Annotated in this window: 23 protein-coding genes; 16 read left to right on the plus strand and 7 right to left on the minus strand. The window is 66.0% G+C overall.

All coding sequences use genetic code 11. From position 1 onward, the window contains the following. Nucleotides 1-6: 6 nt before the first annotated feature. Both WKW79_RS07525 and WKW79_RS07530 read right to left on the minus strand, forming a co-directional pair. Nucleotides 7-891 carry a lysophospholipid acyltransferase family protein gene (locus WKW79_RS07525; RefSeq protein ID WP_340334471.1) on the minus strand — a complete coding sequence of 295 codons (885 nt, stop codon included), beginning with the start codon at nt 889-891 and terminating at the stop codon, nt 7-9. Between the two features lie 61 nt (nt 892-952). Continuing rightward, complete coding sequence (locus tag WKW79_RS07530; RefSeq protein ID WP_340334472.1) at nt 953-1,825, minus strand: lysophospholipid acyltransferase family protein; 873 nt, start codon at nt 1,823-1,825, stop codon at nt 953-955. 182 nt (nt 1,826-2,007) lie between these two features. On the opposite strand from WKW79_RS07530, the gene metK reads away from it, so the two are divergent. Continuing rightward, nucleotides 2,008-3,234: a methionine adenosyltransferase gene (metK, locus tag WKW79_RS07535; protein ID WP_340334473.1), complete on the plus strand. Its 1,227-nt coding sequence runs from the start codon at nt 2,008-2,010 to the stop codon at nt 3,232-3,234. A gap of 134 nt (nt 3,235-3,368) precedes the next feature. On the opposite strand, the gene WKW79_RS07540 is transcribed toward metK, so the two are convergent. After that, a complete protein-coding gene (locus WKW79_RS07540; protein WP_340334474.1) occupies nt 3,369-5,483 on the minus strand; it encodes a TonB-dependent receptor domain-containing protein in 2,115 nt (704 codons plus the stop codon). A gap of 222 nt (nt 5,484-5,705) precedes the next feature. Here WKW79_RS07540 and WKW79_RS07545 point away from each other — a divergent pair, with 222 nt between their 5' ends. Next, on the plus strand, nt 5,706-5,987 hold the full coding sequence (locus tag WKW79_RS07545; RefSeq protein WP_340334475.1) for a hypothetical protein: 282 nt from the start codon (nt 5,706-5,708) through the stop codon (nt 5,985-5,987). 50 nt (nt 5,988-6,037) lie between these two features. On the opposite strand, the gene WKW79_RS07550 is transcribed toward WKW79_RS07545, so the two are convergent. Further along, nucleotides 6,038-6,382: a hypothetical protein gene (locus tag WKW79_RS07550; protein ID WP_340334476.1), complete on the minus strand. Its 345-nt coding sequence runs from the start codon at nt 6,380-6,382 to the stop codon at nt 6,038-6,040. A gap of 226 nt (nt 6,383-6,608) precedes the next feature. On the opposite strand from WKW79_RS07550, the gene WKW79_RS07555 reads away from it, so the two are divergent. The 10 genes from WKW79_RS07555 to WKW79_RS07600 all read left to right on the plus strand — a co-directional run bounded on the left by WKW79_RS07555 (nt 6,609) and on the right by WKW79_RS07600 (nt 18,025). Continuing rightward, nucleotides 6,609-8,261 carry a glycosyltransferase family 39 protein gene (locus tag WKW79_RS07555; protein WP_340334477.1) on the plus strand — a complete coding sequence of 551 codons (1,653 nt, stop codon included), beginning with the start codon at nt 6,609-6,611 and terminating at the stop codon, nt 8,259-8,261. Beyond that, nucleotides 8,258-8,647 (plus strand): SMR family transporter, encoded by a 390-nt coding sequence (locus WKW79_RS07560; RefSeq protein WP_340334478.1) that lies wholly within the window; start codon nt 8,258-8,260, stop codon nt 8,645-8,647. Before WKW79_RS07555 ends, WKW79_RS07560 begins: the two co-directional genes overlap by 4 nt. Further along, entirely contained in the window at nt 8,644-9,783 is a 1,140-nt protein-coding gene (locus tag WKW79_RS07565; RefSeq protein ID WP_340334479.1) for a DegT/DnrJ/EryC1/StrS family aminotransferase, read from the plus strand. The genes WKW79_RS07560 and WKW79_RS07565 overlap by 4 nt, the downstream gene beginning before the upstream one ends. An 85-nt stretch (nt 9,784-9,868) precedes the next feature. Beyond that, nucleotides 9,869-10,861 carry a glycosyltransferase gene (locus tag WKW79_RS07570; protein ID WP_340334480.1) on the plus strand — a complete coding sequence of 331 codons (993 nt, stop codon included), beginning with the start codon at nt 9,869-9,871 and terminating at the stop codon, nt 10,859-10,861. Next, nucleotides 10,858-11,808 (plus strand): formyltransferase, encoded by a 951-nt coding sequence (locus tag WKW79_RS07575; RefSeq protein ID WP_340334481.1) that lies wholly within the window; start codon nt 10,858-10,860, stop codon nt 11,806-11,808. Before WKW79_RS07570 ends, WKW79_RS07575 begins: the two co-directional genes overlap by 4 nt. Nucleotides 11,809-11,832: 24 nt before the next feature. Further along, a complete protein-coding gene (locus tag WKW79_RS07580; RefSeq protein WP_340334482.1) occupies nt 11,833-12,876 on the plus strand; it encodes a bifunctional UDP-4-keto-pentose/UDP-xylose synthase in 1,044 nt (347 codons plus the stop codon). A gap of 8 nt (nt 12,877-12,884) precedes the next feature. Further along, on the plus strand, nt 12,885-13,787 hold the full coding sequence (locus WKW79_RS07585) for a polysaccharide deacetylase family protein (RefSeq protein ID WP_340334483.1): 903 nt from the start codon (nt 12,885-12,887) through the stop codon (nt 13,785-13,787). 112 nt (nt 13,788-13,899) lie between these two features. After that, a complete protein-coding gene (locus WKW79_RS07590; protein WP_340334484.1) occupies nt 13,900-15,582 on the plus strand; it encodes a hypothetical protein in 1,683 nt (560 codons plus the stop codon). A 126-nt stretch (nt 15,583-15,708) separates the two neighbouring features. Beyond that, nucleotides 15,709-16,410, plus strand: coding sequence for a phosphatase PAP2 family protein (locus WKW79_RS07595; RefSeq protein WP_340334485.1), 702 nt, complete (start codon nt 15,709-15,711; stop codon nt 16,408-16,410). A 67-nt stretch (nt 16,411-16,477) separates the two neighbouring features. Beyond that, nucleotides 16,478-18,025: a M20/M25/M40 family metallo-hydrolase gene (locus tag WKW79_RS07600; protein WP_422823833.1), complete on the plus strand. Its 1,548-nt coding sequence runs from the start codon at nt 16,478-16,480 to the stop codon at nt 18,023-18,025. Between the two features lie 15 nt (nt 18,026-18,040). Here WKW79_RS07600 and WKW79_RS07605 read toward each other — a convergent pair whose 3' ends face one another. Next, nucleotides 18,041-19,030, minus strand: coding sequence for an ABC transporter substrate-binding protein (locus WKW79_RS07605; protein ID WP_340334486.1), 990 nt, complete (start codon nt 19,028-19,030; stop codon nt 18,041-18,043). Between the two features lie 158 nt (nt 19,031-19,188). Here WKW79_RS07605 and WKW79_RS07610 point away from each other — a divergent pair, with 158 nt between their 5' ends. The 4 genes from WKW79_RS07610 (at nt 19,189) to msrA (ending at nt 23,438) form a co-directional block, all read left to right on the plus strand. After that, complete coding sequence (locus tag WKW79_RS07610) at nt 19,189-20,343, plus strand: DUF5624 domain-containing protein (RefSeq protein ID WP_340334487.1); 1,155 nt, start codon at nt 19,189-19,191, stop codon at nt 20,341-20,343. Nucleotides 20,344-20,533: 190 nt separating this feature from the next. Further along, complete coding sequence (locus WKW79_RS07615; RefSeq protein ID WP_340334488.1) at nt 20,534-20,824, plus strand: co-chaperone GroES; 291 nt, start codon at nt 20,534-20,536, stop codon at nt 20,822-20,824. Between the two features lie 30 nt (nt 20,825-20,854). After that, on the plus strand, nt 20,855-22,507 hold the full coding sequence (gene groL / locus WKW79_RS07620; RefSeq protein ID WP_340334489.1) for a chaperonin GroEL: 1,653 nt from the start codon (nt 20,855-20,857) through the stop codon (nt 22,505-22,507). A 247-nt stretch (nt 22,508-22,754) separates the two neighbouring features. Beyond that, nucleotides 22,755-23,438, plus strand: coding sequence for a peptide-methionine (S)-S-oxide reductase MsrA (gene msrA, locus WKW79_RS07625; RefSeq protein ID WP_340334490.1), 684 nt, complete (start codon nt 22,755-22,757; stop codon nt 23,436-23,438). Nucleotides 23,439-23,579: 141 nt separating this feature from the next. Here the strand turns inward: msrA and WKW79_RS07630 are convergent, their stop codons facing one another. Then, nucleotides 23,580-23,960, minus strand: coding sequence for a hypothetical protein (locus WKW79_RS07630; protein WP_340334491.1), 381 nt, complete (start codon nt 23,958-23,960; stop codon nt 23,580-23,582). A 461-nt stretch (nt 23,961-24,421) separates the two neighbouring features. Beyond that, nucleotides 24,422-25,879, minus strand: a complete 1,458-nt coding sequence (gene xylB, locus WKW79_RS07635) for a xylulokinase (protein WP_340334492.1) — start codon at nt 25,877-25,879, stop codon at nt 24,422-24,424. Between the last annotated feature and the right edge of the window lie 33 nt (nt 25,880-25,912).

Genomic DNA, 25,912 nt, shown 5'->3' on the forward strand with positions numbered 1-25,912 from the left:
TCGAGCTCAATACACCGGCGGCTCGCCCTCGGGCCGCGTCTTGAAGCGGCGGTGCACCCAGTAGTACTGGGACGGCATCGCCTCGATCAGGCGTTCCAGCCGCTGGTTCATGAGCGCGGTGTCGGCCACCGCGTCGTCGCTTGGGAAATCCTTCCACTCGGGCAGGATCTCGATCTCGTAGCCCTGTTTCACGACCCGCGTGATGACCGGAATCACTTTGGCACGACCCAGCCGCGCAAAGCGCGACAGCGAGGGCATCGTCGCCGCCTGCACGCCGAAGAAGGGAACGAAGATCGACTGGTCGCGACCGAAGTCCATGTCGGGCAACAGGTAGAGCAACCCGCCCTTGCGCAGCGCCGCCACGATCGGCTTGATGCCGTCGACGCGGTTCAGCGTCTTCACGTTGCCGAAGCGCTCGCGGCCCTTGCACACCCATTCGTCCAGCATCGGATCGCGCTGCGTGGTGTAGATCGTGGTCGACTCGCGCGGCGAGCGCATGGTCAGGCCGGTGGCCGCGGCATCGAGGCCATAGAAATGCGGCGCGAACAGGATCAGCGGCGTGGTGCCGGCCAGCACCTCGTCGATGTCGACCTGCGCCCCCATCACCGTGGTGCGGCGCTCCACCACCTCGCGCGGCGCGTGCCAGAGCCAGGCGCGGTCGAGCCAGGATTGGGCGACGTAGATGAAGGTGTCCCGCGAAATGCGCTTGCGCTCGGCGAGCGACTTGCCAGGGAAGCACAGTTCGAGGTTCCGGTCGACCACGCGTCGGCGCGGCACCGCGGCCGTGTGCAGGATGCGGCCCAGCACATAGCCCAAGCCGCGGATCGCCGGCAGCGGCACATGCGACAGCGCCTTCATGAAGCCGATGCCGAGGCGGGCGGAAACGCTCATCCTGGCCTCCTCGCACCGGCATGCGCGAGGCGCATCGGCCTCGCACGGTTCCCAACCGACTTCATTGCGCGGTTTCCTGCTCGGCACGCGGCTGCTTGTAGCGCGCGTAGTCCCACACATACTGGCCGGGCAGGCTGCGGATCAACCCCTCGATGCCCACGTTGAGCGCCGCCGCCGCGGCCTCGGGCGTGGCCTTGCGGTCGCTGAAGGCCGTGCCGTCGAAGGCCTCGAAGCGGATCGCATAACCCCTGCCATGCGGCAAGCGCTCGCAGACGCCAAGGAACACATGGGCGCCGGTCTGCTGTGCCAGCCTTCCCGGCAAGGTGATCGTGTACGCGGGCTTGCCGAAGAACGGCGCCCAGGCCCCCTGCCCTTCCGGCGGCACCTGGTCAGGCAGGATGCCGGTGTACCCGCCGCCGCGCAGCGCGCGCATGAGGCCGCGCACGCCAGCGACCGTGGTCGGCAAGGTCTGCAATCCGGGTCGGTCGCGCGAGCCGTCCATCAGTCCGGCCATGAAGGCCTTGCGAGGCGGCCGGTAGAGCGCGGTGATCGGCCCGTGAGAGTTCATGAAGCGCTCGCCGACGGCTTGGCCGAAGAGTTCCCAGCTGCCGATGTGCGGGGTCAGGAGGATCACGCCCTTGCGCTCGTCGAGCGCGGCCTCGAAGGCCTCGATGCCGTCCCAGCGCTTGACCTTCGGCAGCACGCTCTCGCCCTTGGGGCGACACCAGAGCCAGGGCAGTTCGGCCGCCATGGCGCCGGCCGCGCCGATGGCCGGGCGGTATTGCGCAGGCGTGAAGCCGGCGTTCTTGGCGTTCTCCTTGAAGCGGCGCCGGTAGTCCGGCGCACACCACCAGACCAGCCAGCCGAGCGCGATGCCGAGCGCATGCATCAAAGGCAGCGGGACACGGGCAAGCAATCGGAACAATGCGGTCATTACGACTTTGGGAGTAATACCTGACGCGCGCGCAAGTTTTCACGCGGCTCGAATAGAATCCAAATTGTCGCTGAGTTACAGAACTACTTGCAGGGCGACGTTAAACACTACTGCTAAAGCGTTCGCCAGAACTCCCCCCGGGTTGGCAACGCGCCAATTGAACCAACTGGAGTTAATCAAATATGGCGAACGACTTCCTCTTCACTTCCGAATCCGTCTCCGAAGGCCACCCCGACAAGGTCGCCGACCAGATCTCGGACGCAATTCTCGACGCGATCTTCGCGCAGGACCCCCGCAGCCGCGTGGCCGCCGAGACGCTGACCAACACCGGCCTCGTGGTGCTGGCGGGTGAAATCACCACCAACGCGCACGTCGACTACATCCAGGTCGCGCGCGACACCATCAAGCGCATCGGCTACGACAACACCGAGTACGGCATCGACTACAAGGGTTGCGCCGTGATGGTCTGCTACGACAAGCAGTCCAACGACATCGCCCAAGGCGTGGACCACGCGTCCGACGACCACCTCAACACCGGCGCCGGCGACCAGGGCCTGATGTTCGGCTATGCCTGCGACGAGACGCCCGAGCTCATGCCCGCGCCGATCTACTACGCGCACCGCCTCGTGGAACGCCAGGCGCAGCTGCGCAAGGACGGCCGCCTGCCCTTCCTGCGTCCGGACGCCAAGAGCCAGGTCACGATGCGCTATGTCGACGGCAAGCCGCACAGCATCGACACCGTGGTGCTCTCGACCCAGCACCACCCCGACCAGAGCGAGACACCGACCAAGATGAAGGCCTCGTTCAACGAAGCCATCATCGAGGAGATCATCAAGCCCGTGCTGCCGAAGGAATGGCTGAAGGACACGCGCTACCTGATCAACCCGACCGGCCGCTTCGTCATCGGCGGGCCGCAAGGCGACTGCGGCCTGACCGGGCGCAAGATCATCGTCGACACCTATGGCGGCGCCTGCCCGCACGGTGGCGGCGCGTTCTCGGGCAAGGACCCGTCGAAGGTCGACCGCTCGGCCGCCTATGCCGCGCGCTACGTGGCCAAGAACATCGTCGCCGCCGGCCTGGCGCGCCAGTGCCAGATCCAGGTCGCCTACGCGATCGGCGTAGCCCAGCCGATGAACATCACGGTCTACACCGAAGGCACCGGCGTGATCCCCGACGAGGCGATCGCCGCGCTGGTGCGCGAGCATTTCGACCTGCGTCCGAAGGGCATCATCCAGATGCTCGACCTGCTGCGCCCGATCTACCAGAAGACCGCGGCCTACGGCCACTTCGGCCGCGAGGAGCCGGAGTTCACCTGGGAATCGACCAAGGCCGCGGCGACGCTGCGGGCTGCGGCGGGGCTGAAGGGCCCGGCCGGCGCTGCGAAGCAACTGGCCGACGCTTCGGCCTAGTCAAAAGGCCAGCCCGCGGCAACGCTGCGGGCTGCGTGAACCTGCGGACCCCGCTGGCGTCGTCCGAGGTGACGCTCCGAGGTTTTTGGCCGGATTGCAGGATCGGCCAGCAACCGAGACGCCGCAGTTCCTGGTCAGAACCGGTAGCTCGCGCCCGCCCCCACCAGCCAGCTGCGGCCTGGCGCGGGCTCGTAGTACCGTGCATTGCCCTCGTTGACGATCACCGAGCCGATGTAGCGTTTGTCGAACAGGTTGTCGATGCGCGCGAAGGCGTTCAACTCCCAGTTGGCGAGGCGCTTCACATAGCTTGCGTACAGCGACGCAATGGCGTAGCCCGGCGCCTTCGCCGTGTTGGCGTCGTTGGCCTGGATGTTCCCCAGCGCGCGCGCCTCCACCCCGGCGCGCCAGCCCTGTTCCGGCACGTAGCCGAAGGACGCATAGAACGACTGTTGCGCAATGCCCGGGATCCGATTGCCTGCGCGCACGATGGCCGGCAGCGTGCAAGGTGACGAGGCGCAGAAGGCATCGCTGTAGCGCGCGTTGAGCCAGGTGTAGGCGACCTGCGTGCGCCAATGGCTCTGGGTCTCGTGAAACCAGCTCAACTCGAAGCCGTCACGCTTGGTGTCGCCGGCATTCTGGTAGGTGGCGCGACCACCGACGTTGGTGGCGGTCACGATCTCGTCGGAAGTGCGGGTCTGGAACAAGGCTGCCGTCAGCAGGCCGCCGCCGAGCCGTGCCTTGGCGCCGACCTCGACGCTCTGGTTGACCGCCGGCTGCAGCGCGAAGTTGAGGCCACCGCGACCATCGGGGCGATAGGCCAGTTCATTCAGTGTCGGCGTCTCGAAGCCACGACCCGCGGTGACGTAGAGGCTCAGGTCCTTCGTGGCGGCATAGCGCAGCGCCATCACCGGCAAGGTCTTGCTGTAGTCGGCGGCGCCGCTGTCGTCGCCGTTGCCGCGAGTGATGTAGTGGTCGGACGAGTTGAAGCGCACGCTGCTGTGGCGCACGCCGGCTTCCAGGGTCCAGCGATCGGACAGGTGCAGGGTGCCTTGCACATACGGGTCGACGTTGTAGACCTCGTTGGTTTCATTGCGGCGCAATCGCCCCTGCACACCGAGGATGGGCGCGCTGACGCTGCCAAGGTAGTTCTCGTAGCCGCGGCGCTGTTCGCGCAGGGTGTCATAGGCCAGGCCGGTGACGATCTCGAGCGGCATTGCGGCAAGTTGCGTGCGCGTGGTCCAGCGCGCGTCGAGGCCGCTGTAGTTGCGCGACAGGTCGATCACGCCACCGGACTGCTGCGGATTGACTTGCGCGGAAGGCGGGATGGCCTGGAACTGGGTGGTCTCGCGCTGGCCGCCGTAGACCAGCAGACGCAGGTCGTTGTCCGCATTGATGCGCCGTTCGTAGACCAGGCCGGCCTGCGTCTGTTCCACCGTCTTGCGGGTGTCGTACTGGTCCGCGAGCGCTGCGCCGCGCGGGTTGATGCGGACCTGTTCCGCGGTGAGGCCCAGCGGATCCTGCGCATGCATCTGCACGCTGTTGACCACCACGGTCAGGCGGCTGTCGTTGTCGAGCTGGATGCCGAGCTTCGCGTTCTCGATGCTGCGGCGCGCCTCGCTGTGGTCGCGATAGCCGTCGGTGTGGAAGTAGCTGCCGCTGAGCAGGTAGTCGACCGCGCCGCTGGAGCCTGAGGCCTTGACGCTCTGGCGCAGGGTGCCGTAGCTGCCGCCCGCCAGCGAATAGTCGACCTTCGGTGCGCCCTCGCCGCGCTGGGTGAACACCTGGAGCACCCCGCCCGAGGAATTGCCGTAGAGCGCCGAGAACGGCCCGCGCAGCACCTCGACGCGGTCGGCCGAGCCGATGTCGATGTTCGACGTCTGGCCCTGCCCGTCCGGCAGCGTGGCCGGGATGCCGTCGACGTACAGACGCACGCCACGCACGCCGAAGGTCGAGCGCGCGCCGAAGCCGCGGATCGAGATCTGCAGGTCCTGCGCATAGTTCTGGCGGTTCTGCACCTGCAGGCCCGGCACCGGGCCGAGGCTTTCCGAGAGGTTGACCTGCAGCCGCGCATCGCGCATGTCCTCGCCCTCGACACGGTCGACCGACCCGGCGGCGTCGAAGGGCCGGACCTGTCCGCTCGGGGTCGTGACGGTGATTTCCTTGAGGGTGGCGGGCGCGGCCTCCTGCGCCCGTGCCACCCAGGGCGCGAGAAGGATCAGGGGGACAGCAAAGGTGTGCAGGCGTTTCATTTGATTCGATTCTCGGGGGATGCGGGCACACGGTAACTCTGGCGAACCCGATGGTCGGTCGCGGTCTGGCGCCTTGCGAATTCGGGCGTCGGCCATAAATCCTTGGGAAAAGCGGAAGCAGTTGGCAATGGACTACGCGTACATAGGACTTACAGCCAATGGCTTCCGTAGGGGGTGCGGGATACGCTGACGCCAAGACATCGAAGACATTGAGACAGAGACATGCTGACGGTTGCCCAGAAAGCCAACATCCTTCGCAAGGCGGGGATTCCTGTCCCGCCCGGACCTGACGAGCACCCGCTCGAAAACGGCGCTTCGTCCACGGCCGAACCCGCCCTCACCGCAGAGGCATGGGCAGCGACAGTGAACGTGGTGTTCGTGACCTACGCCGCCGCGCGCGCCGCCAAGAGCTTGCGCGATGCCGAGGAAGCGCGCCAGTTGCAGGCCTTGCGGCAGCTTTCCGCGGGCTTCTCGCACGCCCGGCGGCCATCGCATCGCGCGTGAAGCTTTGCGCGTGAAGCGCATCAACAAGAACGGGGCTTTCGCCCCGTTTTCTATTTGCTCTTCGAAATCCTGACCAGGCTGCTGCGCTGCTTCTGCAGGGCCTCGAGTTGCGCCATCTGCGCCTTGCAATCGGCCGAGGCGGCGACCAGCACGAAGGGGCTGCGCCGCAGCGATGTGATCGTCTTCTCGACGGCGGCGGTGTCGCGATTGGTGGACACAAGGCCGGCGGCGACCGCGGCCTTGGACTGGTGGAAGAAGCGGCGCTCAAAGCCAGGCGTGCCGCAGCGCGCGGCAATGACGCGGTAGTCCGCTTCCTGCTGTTCCGGACTGATCGACGGCGTCTCCGTCGCCCCAGCCATCGACGGGCTCCCAGTTCCCATGCCGAGCACGGCCATGGAAAGGATCGACCCGATTACATTTCGCGTTCTCAATTTGCCTCCGTTGACTGCGCCTCCGTGCGCGCTCTGGATAGTAAGCCTGTCTTACAAGGGCACCGCCATCCCCCGTGTGATGTATTGCCCGTAGGAGGGACACTTGTGAACCAATCTGAATCGGCTGTGCCGGAAGCCCGCGCGGGAAGGTCTCGCCGGTGCTTCCCAATGTGTTGAAAAATCACCCTCCATGAATCAAAGCAAAGACCCGCAGCTGCGCGCGGCGCTTCCCCTCTTCCTCGCCCTGCTGGCTCTCGTCTGGTTCGGGTCGCTGGCCACCCGGTCGCTGATCAGCCCCGACGAGGGGCGCTATGCCACGCTGTCCTGGGAGATGCTGCGCACCGGCGACTGGGTCACGCCGCGGCTCAACGGCATCCTCTACTTCGAAAAGCCGCCGCTGCAGTACTGGCTGGGCGCGATCTTCATGAAGCTGTTCGGCATCAACGCGTTTGCCGCGCGGCTGTGGCCTGCGTTGGCGGGCTTCCTCACGGTGCTGATGGTCGGCGTCACGGCGCATCGCCTGTGGGGAAGGGAAGCGGGGCTGCGCAGCCTGGCCATTGCGGCCTCGATGACATGGGTCTTCGGCAACGCGCATTTCCTGACGCTGGATGCGGGGCTGACGCTGTTCCTGACGATCTCCTTGTGCGCGGTGCTGATCGCGCGCTATGCCGCGGCCACGCCGGAGGCCCGGCGCGGCTGGATCTGGCTGGCCTGGGCGGCCATGGCCGGCGCGGTCCTCAGCAAGGGACTGATCGGCATCGTGATACCGGGGGCGACGCTGGTCATCACGGCGATCTGGCGCCGGGACCTGTCGCTGTGGCGCGGCATGCACTGGGTCTCGGGCCTGTTGATCTTCTTCGCGCTGGCCGCGCCGTGGTTCGTGCTGGTGTCCCTGCGCAACCCTGGCTTCGCCGAGTTCTTCTTCATCCATGAGCACTTTGCGCGCTACCTGACCAAGGTGCATCAGCGCGAAGGCGCATGGTGGTACTACCTTCCCTTCCTGCTCGGTGGCCTGCTGCCCTGGGTTGGCGGGCTGCCATGGCTCCTGAAGCGCAATGTATCGCCGCCGCAGAAGCGGGCGATCTCGGCCACGGACGTGCTCATCACCTATTCGGCATTCGTGCTGCTGTTCTTCAGCGCCAGCGGGTCGAAGCTGCCGTCGTACATCCTGCCGATGTTCCCGGCCATTGCGCTGCTGTTCGGGCTGCGTCTCGTGGCGGTTCCGGCGAAGACGCTGCGGCTGCACCTCCTGGTGCCGGTGCTGCTCTGGACGATCGCGCTGATTGCGTCGACGCAGAGCGCGCGCGTGGTATCCAACTCGGCGCCGCCCGAGGTGTTCGCGCAGATGGGCGCGGACTTGCGAACCGGCGCGCTGCTGTTCCTCGGCGGCGCGGCGCTGGCATGGTGGTGGCTGCGCAGGAATCGCAACACGCTGGCGATCATGACGCTGGCGCTCGCGCATGTCGTGGGATTCGCGGTCGCGCTGGCGGCGCACGAACCCTTCGGGCGACTCAAGAGCGCCACGCCGTACGTGGGCCTGTTGCAGCCGCTCATACAATCCGGGGCGCCCGTGTTCTCGGTAGGAGGCTATGACCAGACGCTGCCCTTCTACCTTCGCCAGGACGTCATCCTCGTGGATTACACCGACGAATTCGCGATGGGCCAGTTGAAGGAACCCGGGCGCTCGATCCAGTCGCTCGACGAGTTCGCGCAACGTTGGCAATCGCTTCCCCAGGCCGCGGCCTACATGGATATCGTGACCTACGTTGACATGCACCGGCGCGGACTTCCCATGCGGGTCCTCTACCAGGACCAACGACGAATAGTGGTATCCAGGCAATGAAAGTTCTAGATTTTTTGTGGGTGCTGAGCGGCGTGCTGCTCAACGCGGCGGCGCAGTTGCTGCTCAAGGCAGGCGCCAGCGCCGCGGGCGAGATCTCGATGTCGGCCGGCGCCGCCGCGCTCTGGCGCACGGCCACCGGGCTCGCGCTGCATCCCGGCATCCTCGGCGGCCTGGCCTGTTACGCGATCAGCGTGGTGGTGTGGATCGTCGCGCTGTCGCGCGTGGACGTGAGCATCGCGTACCCGATGCTGTCGATCGGCTATGTGGTCAATGCGGCGCTGGCCTGGTGGCTCTTTGGCGAACAGGTCAATGCGCAGCGCTGGCTGGGCATCGGCGTGATCATCATCGGGGTGATCCTGGTGGCACGCAGCGGGAGCAATTCGTGAGCGCTGCGCCGTTCCTGCCGTTCACGCGGCCCTCCGTCGACGAGCGCACGATCGCCGAAGTCGGCGATGTATTGCGCTCCGGCTGGCTCACCACCGGCCCGAAGTGCCAGGCCCTGGAAGCCGCGCTGTCCGAACGATTCGGTGGCCGCCCCGTGCGCCTGGCGAATTCCGGCACGGCGACGCTGGAGCTGGGCTTGCGCCTCTGCGGCATCGGCCCGGGCGACGAAGTCATCACCACGCCGATGAGCTGGGTGGCGACCGCGAACGTGGTGTTGGCGGTGGGTGCCAAGCCGGTGTTCGTCGATGCCGAGCCGGTGACACGCAACATCGACCTGGATCGCATCGAACAGGCCATCACGCCGCGCACGCGCGCATTGATCCCGGTGGACCTGGCGGGCCTACCGGTCGACCGCGATCGCCTCGATGCGCTGGCCACGAAGCATCGCCTGCGCGTGGTGGAAGACGCTGCGCAATCCTTTGGCGCGCAATGGAACGGACGCGCCATCGGCAGCTTCGGCGACCTGGTGTCGTTCAGCTTCCATCCCAACAAGAACCTCACCACGGGCGAAGGCGGTTGCCTTGTCCTGAACAATGCCGAGGAAGCGCGCCGCTTCGAACTGCTGCGCCTGCAGGGCGTGGCGCGCCTGGCCGGCGGTGAGCTGGAAGTCGAGGCATGGGGCGCCAAGGCCAACATGACCGACATCGCCGCGGCGATCGGCCTGGGCCAGTTGCGGACCATCGACGAAGCGACGGCGCGGCGGGGCGAACTGGCTCGGCGCTATTTCGAACTGTGGGATGACGCGCTCGGCTTCGACCTGCCACCGCAAGACCTGGAAAACAACGGCAACTGGCACATGTTCCAGCCGCTGCTGCCGCGCGATCTGGCCGGACGGCGCGCCGACTTCATGGAAGGCATGAAGGCGCGAGGCATCGGCGTGGGCGTGCACTATCCGGCCATGCATCTGTTCTCGATGTTCCGCGCGATGGGACATGCACCCGGCGACTTCCCCGTGGCCGAGGACATCGGACGGCGCACTGTCACGCTGCCGCTGTTTCCGGCGATGGACGATGTGGACGTCGATCGCGTGTGTGGCGCGGTGGCGGAGGTGGTGGCCGAGTTGCGGGGAGCGAAATGAGCGCCGCGCCGGGCCGCCCCAAGCAAGCTCGCACCCCCTTGGGGGGCAGCGAGGACACGAAGTGCCGAGCGTGGGGGCAACATTCATGAGCGCAAGCTACAAGGTTCCCAACAGCGGCTTCCAGTCGATCGAGCGCGGCGAGCAGCGCGCGCTGAGCGTCGTCATTCCCGTCTACAACGAGGAGCAAGGCCTCGCCGCCTTGTTCGCGCGCATCTATCCGGCGCTCGATGCCCTGGGCGTCGACTACGAGATCATCTTCATCAACGACGGCAGCCGCGACCGCTCGGCCGCCCTGCTGGCCGAGCAGTTCGAGCGCCGGCCCGATGTGACCCGCGTGATCCTGTTCAACGGCAACTTCGGCCAGCATCGCGCGATCCTCGCGGGCTTCGAGCATTGCCGGGGCGACCGCGTCGTGACGCTGGACGCGGACCTGCAGAACCCGCCCGAGGACATTCACCTGCTGCTCGAGGCGATGGACAAGGGCCACGACTGCGTCGGCTCGATCCGCCGCGACCGGCAGGACTCGGCATGGCGGCGCTGGGCGTCCCGCGCGATGAACCGCCTGCGCCTGCGCCTGACCGGCATCGAGATGACCGACCACGGCTCGATGCTGCGGGCCTACAGCCGCAACGTGATCCAGCTGATCAACCAGTGCAACGAGATGAACACTTTCATCCCGGCGCTGGCGCTGCAGTTCGCGCGCAACCCGACCGAAGTGGTCACTGGGCATGAGGAACGGCACGCGGGCGAGTCCAAGTACTCGTTCTACAGCCTGGTGCGGCTCAACTTCGACCTGGTGACGGGCTTCTCGCTGATTCCGCTGCAGGCGTTCTCGATGCTGGGGATCGTGGTGTCGTTGCTGTCGGGGTTGCTGTTCGTGATCCTGGCGGGCCGACGGCTCATCTTCGGCCCCGAAGAGGGCGGCGTCTTCACGCTGTTCGCGCTGCTGTTCCTGCTGATGGGGCTGGCGTTGTTCGGCATCGGCCTGCTGGGCGAATACATCGGCCGCATCTACCAGGAAGTGCGCGCCCGGCCACGCTACGTGATCACCGCCGTGCTGGAGCGCGAGCGCGAATGACGATGGCGAATCCACCCGCAAGCGCCATCGTGTTCGCGTACCACGACGTGGGCGTGCGCTGCCTGCGCGTGCTGCTCGATGCGGGCGTGGAAGTGCCGCTGGTCATCACCCATGAAGACTCGCCCGGCGAGAACATCTGGTTCGCAAGCGTGGCGCAGGTGGCGGCCGAGCACGGCCTGCGTTGCGTCGCACCATCTGATGCGCACACGCCCGAGTTGCTGGCCGAGGCGGCTGCGTCGAAGCCCGACTTCCTGTTCTCGTTCTATTACCGGCACATGCTCAAGGCCGCCTGGCTCAACGTGCCGAGCCGCGGCGCCTTCAACATGCACGGCTCGATGCTCCCGCAGTACCGCGGCCGGGTGCCGGTGAACTGGGCCATCATCGAAGGCGCACGCGAGACCGGCGCCACCTTGCATCGCATGAACGAGAAGCCCGACAACGGCGCCATCGTCGACCAGTGCGCAGTGCCGATCCTGGGCGACGACACGGCCTCGGAAGTGTTCGGCAAAGTCGTGACAGCCGCGGAGATCGTTCTGGCGCGCAGCCTGCCGCGCATGATCGATGGCACGGCCACGGAGCGTGTGCAGGACCTCTCGCAAGGCCGCTACTACGGCGGGCGCAAGCCTGAAGACGGACGGATTCCTTCCGGGGCAGGCGCACCGCAGATCCACAACCTGGTGCGTGCCCTGGCGGCGCCCTATCCCGGCGCGTTCTGCGGTTTCGGCGGGCGCGAGATCATCTTCGACCGCACCCGGCTTTTCGGCGCATCGGAAGCCAACACCGATGGCGCGCTGCGCCTGCTGTGCCGCGACGACGCCCTGTGGCTGCATGCCGCGGACGGCGGCATGCTCCAAGTCCTGGCCGCGCACGATGGCGACGGTCCCATCGACTCCGCCGGATTCGCGCGCCGCTTTGGCGGCCGCAGCAGCGTTTCCGTCGACACCTGACCTCCTCCCACAAAGATACATCCCATGCTCAAAGTCCTCATCCTCGGCGTCAACGGCTTCATCGGCCACCACCTGACGCGCCACATCATCGACAACACCGACTGGGTCGTCTACGGCATGGACATGCAGTCCGACCGCGTCGCGCCCTGGATGGACCATCCGCGCTTCCACTTCTTCGAGGGTGACATCACCATCAACAAGGAGTGGATCGAGTACCACGTGAAGAAATGCGACGTGGTGCTGCCGCTGGTCGCCATCGCCACGCCGTCGACCTACGTGCGCGAGCCGCTGCGCGTGTTCGAACTCGATTTCGAGGCCAACCTGCCCATCGTGCGGCAGTGCCTCAAGTACAACAAGCGCGTGGTGTTCCCCTCGACCAGCGAGGTCTACGGCATGTGCACCGATGAAGGCTTCGACCCCGAGACCTCCAACCTGGTCTACGGCCCGATCAACAAGCCGCGCTGGATCTACGCCTGCTCCAAGCAGTTGATGGACCGCGTGATCGCCGCCTACGGCCAGCAGGAAGGCCTGCGCTACACGCTGTTCCGCCCCTTCAACTGGATCGGCCCCGGCCTCGACAGCCTGCATGCGCCGAAGGAAGGTTCGAGCCGCGTGATCACGCAGTTCCTCGGCCACATCGTGCGCGGCGAGCCGATCAAGCTGGTCGACGGCGGCAGCCAGCAGCGCGCCTTCACCTACGTGGAGGACGGCATCGCGGCGCTGGTGAAGATCATCGCCAACAAGGACGGGGTGGCCGACAGCAAGATCTACAACATCGGCAACCCGGCCAACAACCATTCGATCCGCGCACTGGCCGAGATGATGCTGGAACTGGCCGCGACGCTGCCCGACTACAAGGACGCCGCCGCGCGCGTAAAGCTGGTGGAAGTCGCCTCGGCCGAGTACTACGGCGGCGGCTACCAGGACGTGACGCGCCGCGTGCCCGACATCCGGGCCACCATGAAGGACCTCGACTGGGCGCCGACCGTCGACATGCGCGACGCGCTGGCGAAGCTGTTCGACTACTACCAGGACCACGCCGCCGCGGCTGCCGACCTGGAACTCTGAGCGCGATCATGGCCCGCATTGCACTCAAGGTCGACGTCGACACCTGGCGCGGCACCCGCGAAGGCGTGCCGGCGCTGGTGCGCGCCATGAAGCAGGCCGGCGCTGGCGGCACGTACCTGTTCAGCCTGGGGCCGGACCACACGGGGCGTGCGATCTTCCGTGCGCTGCGGCCCGGCTTCCTGAAGAAGGTCTCGCGCACCTCGGTGGTCGAGCACTACGGCGTGAAGACGCTGATGTACGGCGTCGCCCTGCCCGGCCCGGACATCGGCAAGCGCGAGGCGGGCACCTTGCGCGCGGTGCGCGACGCCGGCTTCGAAGTGGGCGTGCATTGCTGGGACCATGTGCGCTGGCAGGACAAGCTGCTCAAGCACGATGCCGCCTGGGCGGAGCGCGAAATGCAGCGCGCGACACAACGCTTTGCCGAGGTGTTCGGCACGCCGCCACGACACCACGGTGCGGCGGGATGGCAGTTCAACGACGATGCAGCAAGGGCCGAGATGAAGTTGGGCATCACCCACGCATCGGACACCCGTGGCGGCCGGCCCTTCCTGCCAGTCGATGCTGCCGGAGCCGTGATCGGCCCGCCGCAATACCCGACCACGCTGCCCACGCTCGACGAACTCATCGGCGTGGACGCCATCACGGTCGACAACGTGGCGGAACACATCCTGCGGATGACCGCCGGGACGGATCTCGACCAGGTCTACACGCTGCACGCGGAACTGGAAGGCCAGAAGCTGATGCCCGTGTTCGAGCGCTTGCTGGCCGGCTGGAAGGCGCAGGGCCACAGGCTGGTGTCGATGGGCGATCTTCATGCGGCGACGGACATCCGCACGCTGCCGCGGCGCCGCATCGCGCAAGGGACCGTGGAAGGCCGCTCGGGCTTGCTGGCGGTGCAGGAACCGGTCTAGCAGTTCGCCGCAAGACTGAACTTTCGGATTGATTTCTCACCGTACTTGAGGTTTCGGATGTGTCGCTGCACACATGCGGATTTCAAGCTTGCCTCACCAGGAGTTTCGACGGATGACGAGAACGAACGACGAACCGGGTACTGCGGAAGCCTTCCTGCGCACGCTCTTGCGGCCAGGCACGGCGCCCTTGTCCAACAGGCGAGAGTTTTGCGGTATCGCGTTCGGTGCAGGGCTTGTCGCGATCGCCCCGGCATCGACGGCCATCGCAGCCCCTGCCGCTCCCCGCGCAAGCTACTTTCCGTCCGGATCGGTGCAGGTCGACTCCGGAGCTGACCTCCAGGCAATGCTCGACAAGCACAAGTCCGTGCGCCTGGGTGCCGGCTACTACGGCAGCGTCATCATCCGCACCGGCCAGACGCTGGTGGGCCTGCCCGGCGGGCATACTAAGCTCGAGCGCATCACCGTGCAAAAGGGTGCGAGGGACTTCGAAATTCGCGGCATCGAGGTCGAGGAGGCCTTGCGAATCGAGGCAGGCATGCCGGTCGGTCCAGGCTTGCTGCGCGACATGCGCGGCGGCGTTCTTGCCAACGGCGCGGAACTGAAGGACATCGACCTGGTGTCGATGTACCAATCGCAGCAGGATTTCCGCAACACCAAGACCCGCAACATACGCTGGGTGCGCCCGCAGACCCACAACGGCGGCTGGAACAACACCTTGCCGGCCTTGATCGTGACCGGCCAGGGCGAAGGGAACGCCGTCGTGGCCTTCAATGCCCTCGACCCCCGCAACGGCGGGCTGTGGATCGAAGGGCAGAAGAACTTCAGCGTCTACGGCCTGGACGAGGAGAGCTACCTGAAGCGAAAGGTGAAGGCACCCGTCATCAAGATCCGCAAGAGCGGCGAAGTGCTGCTCGCCGGAGTCGGCGGCTTTGCGCACGAGGCACAGGGGGTCGACAGCGACGCGGCCAAGACGTACTACTGGCGCTCGGAGCTGGAAACCGGCCAGGAAAACATCCTCGACAACGGGCGTCCGTTCGTGCGGGAACGCCCCCCGGCCTGGCCCCGGTGGCAGCGCCGCCAGCCCGTGGTGCGATTGCCGCGCGTGGATGCCAGCCGGGCGACGGAAGACGATGGCACGCTGCAACGCAGGCTGGACGACGGGCCGATGGTGATCGAGCTCGATCGCGACGTGAGCATCCGCAAGCCCCTGCGCGTGCGGCGGAAGGTGATCATCGTCGGTAACGGGCATGCCATCGTGCAGCGCGATCCGTCGCAACCGGTCCTCGAGGTCCAATTCGTGGGGGCGATGATCACTGAACGGGTGACGGCCCCTTTCGACATGGTCGACCTGGCGCTCGTGGGCGGCCGGGTTGGCGTCCTGCACAATCAGGTCAACCTTCAACTCACCGGCTTTACCTGGGCGAACATCCTCTTCCAGGACCAGCGCGAGGCGGGAATCCTTCTCGACAAGGATGCGTATGCCTTCGACCAGGGGTTGCTCGATCACTGTACCTTCGACGGCCCGGCGGGCTGGATCCATCGCGCGATCCGGCGAGGAGATGGCGATCATGAGTCGATCTCCTACGCGGACAAGGTGATGGCGTACCGCTGCGTCTTCGACAACACGCAGGCGAGCGTGGACCTCCAACCCTTCCGGGCAGACAACCTGCTCGCGTTCGTCGAATGCGATTTCAAGGCGCCCGCCAGGATGTCGTCCCATCTCAACTATCCGGTGATCGTCGGCTGTACCGGTCCGGTCGATAGCAAGAGCAGCACCACGGTGCATTTCGATTGAGTGGCGACCGAATTGCGGAAATTTGGCACGCGCCGCCTCCCCTGTTCCGGTGTCGGAAAAGCTTCTGGTCAGTTGCCCCGAGGATGCTCCAGGTAGACATCCACTGCGCTGATTCCTGAATTCCCGATGCCGACGCCTCCCCTGCCTCTTCGTGTGAACGCCCCGTCCCGGGCGCCGCTGTTCGTCGCCGCGATGGCCGCATTCGCCTTGGTCATGGTCGCGATCGCGGTCCGGACCGGGAGCGGTCTCGTCCAGTGGGACACCGCGATCGGCATGTGGTTTGCCACGAACAGTTCCTCGCTCGGAACGCGCGCCATGACGATCGTGAGCCTGCTCAACAACGAGATCGCCATCGGGGTGTACGGCATGGCGCTGGCCTGGTGGCTGTTCGCGACGCGCAGGTACTTCTGGAGCCTGGTGGCGTTCTGCGCGATCCCGTCGGGAATGCTGCTGAACTTTGCGATCAAGCATGTGTTCACGCGGCCGCGGCCCTCGTTCGGCCTCGTGCAACAGACCTTCAGCGGCTACAGCTTCCCGAGCGGCCACACCTCGGGCGCCATGCTGGTCTACGGCGTGCTGATCTGCGCGCTGCTGTCCGGAACGCCGACGCCAACGCGGCGGCTTGCCGCGGCGGCCTGCGCCGCGATGATCCTGCTGGTCGGCTTCAGCCGGGTCTACCTCGGCGCGCACTACTTCAGCGACGTCATTGCCGCTGGCCTGGAAGGCATCTGCTGGCTGGCCCTGGTGATCGCATGGCGCGGCTCGCGCACGCGCGCCCACCAGGCGGCGCGACCGCGGTTAGGCGCGACATTGATGAACTGGCGCTGACCCGGTCGACCCTGGAACGGAGCCACGGCTTCACGCACAAGCCGCCGGACGCGTTATCTTCGAGCGCATGACCAAGACCATGCGCCATCTCTCCCTCGTTGCCACGCTCGTCGCCACCCTCGGCGCGACCCACGTGCCCGCCGCAGAACTCTCGCCCGCCTCGGCGACGCAGTACGCCCAGGCCACCTTCCGCGAGTACTTCGAACTCCTCGCGCTGCCCAACGACGCCATCGTGCCGGCCGACATCCGCAAGAACGTCGATTGGCTCGAAGCCGCCTTCCGCAAGCGTGGCTTCACGACGCAGCAACTGCCCAACGACGGCAAGCCGATGCTCTTCGCCGAATGGCCCGGCGCCGACCCGAGCCGCAAGACGGTGCTCTTCTACATGCACCTCGACGGCCAGCCGGTCATCGCCGAGCAGTGGCAGCAGAAGAGCCCGTGGGTCCCCGTGCTCAAGCGCAAGAACGCGAAGGGCGACTGGGAAGAAATCGACTCGGCGCCGCTCTTCAGCGGCCCGGTCGATCCGGAGTGGCGTGTGTTCGGCCGCTCGTCGGCGGATGACAAGGCGCCGATCATGATGTTCCTGGCCGCCATCGACGCGCTGAAGGCCAGCGGCGACAAGCCCGGCGTCAACGTCAAGGTGGTGCTCGACAGCGAGGAGGAAAAGGGCTCGCCCTCGATCGGCAAGGTCATGCTCGCGCACCGCGACCTGCTGCGCAACGACGCCATCGTCATCCACGACGGCCCGATGCATGCCACCAACCGGCCCACGCTGATCTTCGGCAATCGCGGCGCGGCGATGGCCCGGCTCACCGTTTACGGCGCCAGGGTGTCGCTGCACAGCGGCCACTACGGCAACTACTCGCCCAACCCGGCGCAACGCCTGGCCACCCTGCTGGCCTCGATGAAGGACGAGCAGGGGCGCGTCACCGTGGCCGGCTACTACGACCACGTGAAGCTCGGCGATGCGGAGCGCAAGATCATGGCCGCGGTGCCCGACGACGAAGGCGCGCTGAAGAAGCGCCTCGGCATCGCGAAGACGGATGCGGTCGGTGCCAACTACCAGGAGGCGATGCAGTACCCCTCGCTCAACGTGCGCGGCATGCAGTCGGCGGCAGTGGGCGACAAGGCGGCCAACATCGTGCCCGACACCGCAGTGGCCGAGATCGATGTGCGGACCACGCCCGATTCCACCGCCGCCTACCTTGGCAAGCTGGTCGAGGCCCACATCCAGAAGCAGGGCTATCACATCGTCAAGGGCAAGCCCACCGACGAGGACCGCGCCCGCTACGACAAGCTGGCCAGCTTCGACATGCAGACCGAAGGCGGCGACGCGGCCGGCACGCCGATGGATTCCGCCGTCGGCCAGTGGGCCTACACGGCGATGGTCGATGCCTTCGGCGCCAAGCCGGAGCCCGTGCGCATCCGCATGATGGGCGGCACTGTACCCACGGCCGAGATCGTCGAGGCGCTGAAGGTGCCCTTCGCGATCGTGCCGCTGGTCAATGCGGACAACAACCAGCACGCGAGCAACGAGAACATGCGCATGGGCAACTACATCGACGGGACGCGGACGATCTACAGCCTGATCACGCATCCGTTCGGAGGACGATAGCGCGCTGCGCTGCCGCTATGGGATCACCTCGTCCGCGCGAATCAGGAGAGAGGCGGGAATTACGAGGCCGAGGCTCCTGGCGGTCGACATGTTGATCGTCAGGTGGTAGCGCTTGGGCTGCGCCACGGGCAGGTCGGCGGGCTTGGCGCCCTTGATGATGCGGTACACGTAGTCCGCCGCGAGCGCCATGTTCTCGGCCGCGTCCGCGCCATATGACAGCAGGCCGCCCGCGCGGACTTCGGCGGCGTATTCGTAGACGGCGGGGATGCGCTGCATGGCCGCGTAGTCAATGACGCGCTGGCGGTTCAGGATCGTGAGGGCGTCGGTGATCATCATCACGGCGTCGGGCCTTGTCTTGTTCATGGCGGCCAACGCCACTGCGAAGTCGTCCGGCTCACGCACCGGCAGGGGGTCGATCGTCACGCCCAGCACCGGCGCGGCTTTCTCGATCGCGTGGAAGCGCAGCGTCATCGCGCTGTCGCTGGCGTTCCAGAGAACGGCAACCTGCTGGGCGCGGGGAACAAGCTCCTTCACGAACTCGAGCCGCTTGGCGCTCAGCACGGCCGCCGGATCGTCGATGCCGGTGATGTTGCCGCCTGGATGCGCCAGGCTGGCGACCAGGCCTGTCTCAACAACGTCGCCAGCGTTGATGACGACCAGGGGCACCACCTTCGTGGTCTGCTTGACCACGCCTGCGGGAGGTCCGCCGACTGTCACGATGGCGTCGACCTTGAGCGCGATCAACTCGGCGGCCAGGCCCGGCAACTGCTCGGGATGGCCCTGGGACCAGCGGCCTTCGTAGACGATCCGCCGCCCGTCGGCGCCGCTCGCGGAGTCCAGTGCGTTTCGCAAGGGTGCCGGAACAGCGCCATCGGCGGGCCGAGGGCCACCGGACAGGAAGCCGACGCGCCGGACTTGCTCTTCGGATTGCGATGCGCTGACCAGCGGCACGCCCAGGGCGATCACCCAAAATGCCGCCTTGGCACATTCGCGTCTGTCGAGCATGAGCACCGCCTTTCCGGGGTAGGGGGAGCGCTCGGCCATCATGCCACGGAGGGTGCGAGAGGCGCCATGTCATGCGCAGTCATTTGCGCGGTGGTCGCCTGGCTCCTGGATTTCACCTCGTTACTGCGGCAGCGCGAGATCGGTGACATCCTCGCCCGATGGACACACCCTCCCCCTTCGTCCAACTCTTCACGGCCTATGCGGGCCAGGGCGACAGCATCGGCGCGCACCTCTCGCGGCAGGTGGCGGCCGAGGCCGCCGCCGCGCCGCTCGTCCTCGTCACGGGCACCACCATCGCCCTGTTCCGCGGCAACGGGCAGCCGCCGGAACTGCTGGACACCCGGTTTGGCGCCCGGGGCTTCACGGAGCTCGCAGGGATCTCGCACATCGGGCCGGCGCTGGGCTCGATCGTCGCCATGGCGGAGGCCGGCAATGCCACCTGGCAAGGCGACGCGCAGCGGCTCGCCGCGCAGATTGCGGCCGTGCAGGAGGCCAACACGGTCGCTTTCTGGGCGGGCGTTGGCGTGCCGTCGTGGGCGCCGCACCTCGAAGGCCTCCAGCGCATGGTCGCCTATGCGTGCGATCTCACGCTCTCCTGGCTCGCGTCCCTGGAAGGCGATCCCTCGCGGTGCACGTTCGACGCGCTCGTCGGCGACGTCCTCGAGGTCCGCAGCGAGCGCTTCCCGGTGCCCTTCAATCACGTGATGCTCGCCACCTTCTGCCTCACGGCCCTGAACGGCACGCAGAGCACACTCTCGTTCCTGCGCGGGCTGCGGATCGACTGGGCCCAGGCGCTGGTGGTGCTGACCGCCGGCAACGGCGGGGCGACCGCGGCGCTGACCCGTTGCACCAACCATCTGGTGGACGCGCTCATCGTCGCATCGCGCGGGGCCGTGCGGCAAGACCGCATGTTCATCATCCCGACGGCGCCAACCTCCACCCAGCCAGCCGATTGGGCCGCGAGCGAGGCCAGGCTGCGCGGGCTGTGGGCGACCACTTATGCGCGTACGCAACTCGCCGGGCGCATGTTCCCGGGCTATCCGCGCTTCGCGCCGGGCGAGTGCCCCGAATGCACCGCCACCCCAGCGACGCGCACGGTGAGCGCACCGCCACGCGTCGCGAGCGCCGGGGACCTGTGGAGCTTCGTCGCGCGGCTGCGCTTCGTCATGGAAGACCCGACGCAGCTCCTCTCCAGCGTCGTCGCGTCCTATGTGATCGGCCAGCTCGCTGGCGGGACGAAGCCGGAGGATGTGCCGATCCCAGGACTGACGGGTGTAACCTACCCGCCGCGCGCGGGTACCGGATCCGCGTAGAGAAAGCGGCGCTCCGCGCGCCCGTCGGGCCCCGAAACCCCTTCCCGGCCCTTGAATCCTCCAGATTTGCCCTTATCATTAGCACTCGCTCAAGCCGAGTGCTAACAGCACCGCCTTGGGTCGATAGGCAGCCGGCAACCTCGCTGGCGCCCGGATTCAACCCCGACTCTCATATCTTCAGGAGATGCAATTGAAACTTCGTCCTTTGGCCGATCGCGTGATCGTCAAGCGCATTGAAAGCGAAACCAAGACCGCTTCCGGCATCGTCATCCCCGACGCAGCCGCAGAAAAGCCCGATCAGGGCGAAATCCTGGCCGTCGGCCCGGGCAAGCGCAACGACAAGGGCGAACTCTCGGCCCTGACCGTCAAGGTCGGCGACCGCGTCCTGTTCGGCAAGTACAGCGGCCAGACCGTCAAGGTCGATGGCGACGAACTGCTGGTCATGAAGGAAGACGACCTGTTCGCAGTCGTCGAAAAGTAAATCAACTCATCCTCAACGGAGTAAATCAACATGGCAGCAAAAGACGTAGTCTTCGGCGGCGAAGCCCGCGCACGCATGGTCGAGGGTGTCAACATCCTGGCCAACGCAGTCAAGGTGACCCTGGGCCCCAAGGGCCGCAATGTGGTGCTCGAACGTTCGTTCGGCGCCCCCACGGTGACCAAGGACGGAGTGTCCGTCGCCAAGGAAATCGAACTCAAGGACAAGCTCCAGAACATGGGCGCCCAGCTCGTGAAGGAAGTGGCCTCCAAGACCAGCGACAACGCTGGTGACGGCACCACGACCGCCACGGTCCTGGCACAAGCCATCGTTCGCGAAGGCTTCAAGCTGGTCGCAGCGGGCATGAACCCGATGGACCTGAAGCGCGGCATCGACAAGGCCGTCACGGCCCTGGTCGCCGAGCTGAAGAAGGCTTCGAAGGCCACCACCACCTCCAAGGAAATCGCGCAAGTCGGCTCCATCTCGGCCAACAGCGACGACACCATCGGCCAACTCATCGCTGACGCGATGGACAAGGTCGGCAAGGAAGGCGTGATCACCGTGGAAGACGGCAAGTCGCTGGAAAGCGAACTGGACGTCGTCGAAGGCATGCAATTCGACCGCGGCTACCTGTCGCCCTACTTCATCAACAACCCGGAAAAGCAATCGGCGATCCTGGAAAACCCGTTTGTCCTGCTCTTCGACAAGAAGATCAGCAACATCCGTGACCTGCTCCCGACGCTGGAACAAGTCGCCAAGGCTGGCCGTCCGCTGCTGATCATTGCCGAAGAAGTCGAAGGCGAAGCCCTCGCTACCTTGGTCGTGAACACGATCCGCGGCATCCTGAAGGTCGTGGCTGTCAAGGCGCCTGGCTTCGGCGACCGCCGCAAGGCCATGCTGGAAGACATCGCCATCCTGACGGGCGGCAAGGTCATCGCTGAAGAAGTCGGCCTGACGCTCGAGAAGGTCACGCTGGCCGACCTCGGCCAAGCCGCTCGCATCGAAGTGGGCAAGGAAAACACGATCATCATCGACGGCGCTGGCGCTGCTGGTGACATCGAAGCCCGCGTCAAGCAAGTGCGCGTCCAGATCGAAGAAGCGACCAGCGACTACGACCGTGAAAAGCTGCAAGAGCGCGTGGCCAAGCTGGCCGGCGGTGTTGCCGTGATCAAGGTTGGCGCGGCCACCGAAGTCGAAATGAAGGAAAAGAAGGCTCGCGTCGAAGACGCCCTGCACGCCACCCGCGCTGCAGTGGAAGAAGGCGTTGTGGCTGGCGGCGGCGTGGCCCTGCTGCGTGCCAAGCAAGCCGTTGGCGCCTCCATCAAGGGTGACAACGCTGACCAGGACGCTGGCGTGAAGCTGGTGCTCAAGGCCATCGAAGCGCCCCTGCGCGAGATCGTGAACAACGCCGGCGGCGAAGCCTCGGTGGTGGTGAACGCCGTGTTGGCCGGCAAGGGCAACTTCGGCTTCAACGCAGCCAACGATTCGTACGGCGACATGCTCGAGCTGGGCATCCTGGACCCGACGAAGGTCACCCGCACCGCGCTGCAAAACGCTGCATCGGTTGCCTCGCTGCTGCTGACGACCGAAGCCATGGTCGCCGACGCACCGAAGGAAGAAGCCGGCGCTGGCGGCGGCATGCCCGACATGGGTGGCATGGGCGGCATGGGCGGCATGGGCATGTAATTGCTCGCTGCTGACACCAGCGGTCCGGCCAAGCCGGTTCCCTGGGGTCTCGCGAAAAATGGAAAGAGGTCGCTTCGGCGGCCTCTTTTTTTGCTTGTTCGGGTCTCTTCGGCGGCGGCTCGTCAGGCGGCCGGATGACCCTGCCATGGGCAATGGCGGCGCGTTGAAGGACACTGGCGAGGTCATCTTCTCCAGCCCCACTGCCCCCATGAACACCCAAAGTTCTTCACTCGCCACACGCCGATCGATGCTCGCCACGTCCGCAGCGATCGTGTCAGGCGCACTCTGGCTTCGGCCGGCCGCCCACGCGGCGGAAGCAGCCGTCGTCGTGCCCGCGCCGTCGACCGATCCGGCGACCGGCGACACCAGTGCCACCGCCGTGCTCGCAGGCGGTTGCTTCTGGGGCGTGCAGGGCGTGTTCCAGCACGTCAAGGGCGTGACCAACGCGGTGTCCGGCTATGCCGGCGGCGAAGAAAGCACGGCGAACTATGAAACGATTGGCTCCGGCCGTACCGGCCACGCCGAATCGGTGCGCATCAGCTACGACCCACGCCAGATCAGCTATGCACGCATCCTGCAGATCTACTTCTCGGTGGCGCACGACCCGACGCAGTTGAACCGGCAAGGACCGGACACCGGCACGCAATACCGCTCGACCATCTTTGCGCAGAACGTCGAGCAGGCGCGCATCGCGCAGGCCTACATCGCGCAGCTGACCCAGGCGAAGACCTTCGGCAGCAAGCCGATCGTGACCACCATCGAATTGCAGAAGCGCTTCTACCCGGCAGAGGCGTACCACCAGGACTACCTGACGCTGCATCCGGCCGACGAATACATCGTCTACAACGACCTGCCGAAGATCGACAACTTGAGGAAGCTGTTCCCGGACCGCTATTCGACGCGGCCCGTACTGGTCAAGAACGGGGCCTGATTGCGATCCTGTTGCGGAAAAATGAATCAAGTCGCATTTGCGACCTGATTTGTTTCTGTTTCCTCGCGAATGTGAGACCGCGGGCAATAGAACTTGCCTATCCCTTGCAATGGGCGAAGTGGGCAATTGCCAAGACTGATCTCAGCGGAGCCCGATGCTGTTCAGGATGGTTCCCGTGGAATTTCTGACTTCCATTTGCCCCCGGACATCGGCGCCGCTCGGGGACAGGACAAACTTGCAAGTGTTTGCACCATTGGCTTGCACAGCTGCTGTAAGCGCACAAGTTCTTCCGCTCGCCAGCGAATTGGTGCAACTGCCCGCGGCTGGATACGCATTGCCCGTCACCTCATTGACGATGGCCTTGGAAGTGATGTCGACAGGACCACTTCCGGCGTTGAATACATAGCAAACCACCGCTGCCTGATTGGCCGCCCAGCCAATTCCTGCCAGGATGTCCGCAGACGCGGCCCCTCCGACGAGCACCAGCGATGCAGCAACGAATTTTGGAAAAGTAGATTTCATTTTTTATTCCCTTGAATAACATGTGGAAACGCAACCAGTTCTCTCGAAAGCGAGAAAAATAAGACCCTTCGATATTTCCTCCTTTTCACTGGTCAATCTTGATCAGTTTGCCATGTTCCGGCACACCTCTGGGAAGCATCAATTTGAATTCCTCCCCTCAATTTGGGATACCGTTGGAAATTTGCAATCTTTTGACATTTGGTGAATCAAATATGCAAAAGCACATCTCACAATAGATTTCCACTGAAAATCAGTCACCTCCGCATCGCGACCACCCTGCGGGCAGCTGAACGCTCAATAGGTACTGAAACAGGGATCGGGAGGGCCCGAGCACCGGGCCGAAGCGCGCAGCAGGTTGAGCACGCGTTAGCGCAATTGACCGAAGCTCAGCCCTTCGGCAATAAGCCACCTTCGAGGGCCGCTCCGGCGATCAGCCAGTGCAAGCGGACCGAGGCTCCGATTCAGGCCACGAACTGCGACCTGAGCGCTTGGTAGAGGACTTGGAAACGCCCATGCCGCGTGCGATTCGCGTCGCCCTGCGACATGTCGGGCACGAAGCGCTGCTTCAGCGCCGGCCGCCGGCAAACCGTTGCGACACCCCCGCCATCGGCCAGCCAGCCCAAGCGCGCGGCACCGAGTGCCCCGCCCGCCTCGCCGCCCTCCCCAAAGGCCAGCGGCACTTCGAGAATGTCGGACAGCAGTTGTGCCCACCATGCGCTGCGTGCGCCGCCGCCGACCAGTGACAGGTCGCCCGAGGGGCGATCCAGCGTGTGGAGTCCGTCGCGCAATCCGAAGCTCACGCCTTCGACGACGGCATAGGCGATGTCAGCGGGCGCATGGGCCTGGGTCAGGCCGAACATGACACCTTGGGCCTGCGCGTTGTTGTGCGGGGACCGTTCACCGGACAGGTAGGGCAGGAAGATCGGCGCACGTTGGCGCGCATCCGGCGCCAGCGTGGCCGCAGCGGCCAACAGGCTTGCCTCATCGCCGAAGCCGAAGGTGCGCGACGCCCAGCTCACGGCGCTGGCTGCCGACAGCATCACCGACATCTGGTGCCAGCGCCCCGGCAGCGCGTGGCAGAAGGCATGCACGGCCTGCGCAGGGTTCGGCGCGAACGCGGCGCCCGACACGAAGATCACGCCGGACGTGCCCAGCGAAACGAAGCCTTCGCCCGGCGCGACCAGGCCCATGCCGACAGCGCTGGCGGCGTTGTCTCCGGCGCCACCGGCGATGCGCACCGCTCGCGGCATGCCCCAGCGCACAGCGAGTTCCGGCTTGAACGTCGCCGAGGCTTCGCTGCCTTCGACCAGGCGCGGCATGTGCGCCCGCGTGAGTCCGGTGGCGGCCAGCAGTTCGTCGGACCAGTCGCGCTTGCCGACATCGAGCCACAGCGTGCCGGAGGCATCGGACATGTCGCTCACCGCCTCGCCGCTGAGCATCAGGCGCAACCAGTCCTTGGGCAGCAGCACGCGACGTGTCCGCGTGAACACATCGGGCTCGTGTTCGCGCACCCAGAGCAGCTTGGGTGCGGTGAAACCGGGCATGGCCAGGTTGCCGGCGATCTCCCCGAGCCGCGGGACAGCCGCAGCGAGTTGCTCGCATTGCGCGGCGCTGCGCCCGTCGTTCCACAGGATGGCGGGTCGCAGGACTTGGTCCTTGTCGTCGAGCAGCACCGCGCCGTGCATCTGTCCCGAGAGTCCGATGGCGCGCACCGCCGACAGCGCATCTGCATGCGCAGCACGCAGTTGCGTCATGACCGATTCGAGCGCCTCCCACCATTGCGATGGCGCCTGCTCCGACCACAGCGGTTGCGGCCGGCTCACGGTCAGCGCAGAGCGCGCGACACCGACGATGCGATGGTCGTCGGCGAGCAGCAGCGCCTTCAGTTCGGAGGTGCCGAGGTCAAGTCCGAGGTACATGATGGGTCAGTCGGGAATGAATACGGGAGCGGA

This window comes from Variovorax robiniae (assembly GCF_037889955.1).
Lineage (GTDB): Bacteria > Pseudomonadota > Gammaproteobacteria > Burkholderiales > Burkholderiaceae_C > Variovorax > Variovorax robiniae.

What these genes read in the sequence shown, in the direction of transcription:
- WKW79_RS07595 (WP_340334485.1), top strand. Translation starts at nt 15,709, where the DNA reads ATGCCGACGCCTCCCCTGCCTCTTCGTGTGAACGCCCCGTCCCGGGCG.
- WKW79_RS07540 (WP_340334474.1), bottom strand. Translation starts at nt 5,483, where the DNA reads ATGAAACGCCTGCACACCTTTGCTGTCCCCCTGATCCTTCTCGCGCCC.
- WKW79_RS07525 (WP_340334471.1), bottom strand. Translation starts at nt 891, where the DNA reads ATGAGCGTTTCCGCCCGCCTCGGCATCGGCTTCATGAAGGCGCTGTCG.
- msrA (WP_340334490.1), top strand. Translation starts at nt 22,755, where the DNA reads ATGCTCGCCACGTCCGCAGCGATCGTGTCAGGCGCACTCTGGCTTCGG.
- WKW79_RS07550 (WP_340334476.1), bottom strand. Translation starts at nt 6,382, where the DNA reads ATGGCCGTGCTCGGCATGGGAACTGGGAGCCCGTCGATGGCTGGGGCG.
- WKW79_RS07630 (WP_340334491.1), bottom strand. Translation starts at nt 23,960, where the DNA reads ATGAAATCTACTTTTCCAAAATTCGTTGCTGCATCGCTGGTGCTCGTC.
- groL (WP_340334489.1), top strand. Translation starts at nt 20,855, where the DNA reads ATGGCAGCAAAAGACGTAGTCTTCGGCGGCGAAGCCCGCGCACGCATG.
- xylB (WP_340334492.1), bottom strand. Translation starts at nt 25,879, where the DNA reads ATGTACCTCGGACTTGACCTCGGCACCTCCGAACTGAAGGCGCTGCTG.
- WKW79_RS07545 (WP_340334475.1), top strand. Translation starts at nt 5,706, where the DNA reads ATGCTGACGGTTGCCCAGAAAGCCAACATCCTTCGCAAGGCGGGGATT.
- WKW79_RS07600 (WP_422823833.1), top strand. Translation starts at nt 16,478, where the DNA reads ATGACCAAGACCATGCGCCATCTCTCCCTCGTTGCCACGCTCGTCGCC.
- WKW79_RS07605 (WP_340334486.1), bottom strand. Translation starts at nt 19,030, where the DNA reads ATGCTCGACAGACGCGAATGTGCCAAGGCGGCATTTTGGGTGATCGCC.
- WKW79_RS07610 (WP_340334487.1), top strand. Translation starts at nt 19,189, where the DNA reads ATGGACACACCCTCCCCCTTCGTCCAACTCTTCACGGCCTATGCGGGC.
- WKW79_RS07590 (WP_340334484.1), top strand. Translation starts at nt 13,900, where the DNA reads ATGACGAGAACGAACGACGAACCGGGTACTGCGGAAGCCTTCCTGCGC.
- WKW79_RS07555 (WP_340334477.1), top strand. Translation starts at nt 6,609, where the DNA reads ATGAATCAAAGCAAAGACCCGCAGCTGCGCGCGGCGCTTCCCCTCTTC.
- WKW79_RS07580 (WP_340334482.1), top strand. Translation starts at nt 11,833, where the DNA reads ATGCTCAAAGTCCTCATCCTCGGCGTCAACGGCTTCATCGGCCACCAC.
- WKW79_RS07585 (WP_340334483.1), top strand. Translation starts at nt 12,885, where the DNA reads ATGGCCCGCATTGCACTCAAGGTCGACGTCGACACCTGGCGCGGCACC.
- WKW79_RS07530 (WP_340334472.1), bottom strand. Translation starts at nt 1,825, where the DNA reads ATGACCGCATTGTTCCGATTGCTTGCCCGTGTCCCGCTGCCTTTGATG.
- WKW79_RS07570 (WP_340334480.1), top strand. Translation starts at nt 9,869, where the DNA reads ATGAGCGCAAGCTACAAGGTTCCCAACAGCGGCTTCCAGTCGATCGAG.
- WKW79_RS07560 (WP_340334478.1), top strand. Translation starts at nt 8,258, where the DNA reads ATGAAAGTTCTAGATTTTTTGTGGGTGCTGAGCGGCGTGCTGCTCAAC.
- metK (WP_340334473.1), top strand. Translation starts at nt 2,008, where the DNA reads ATGGCGAACGACTTCCTCTTCACTTCCGAATCCGTCTCCGAAGGCCAC.
- WKW79_RS07575 (WP_340334481.1), top strand. Translation starts at nt 10,858, where the DNA reads ATGACGATGGCGAATCCACCCGCAAGCGCCATCGTGTTCGCGTACCAC.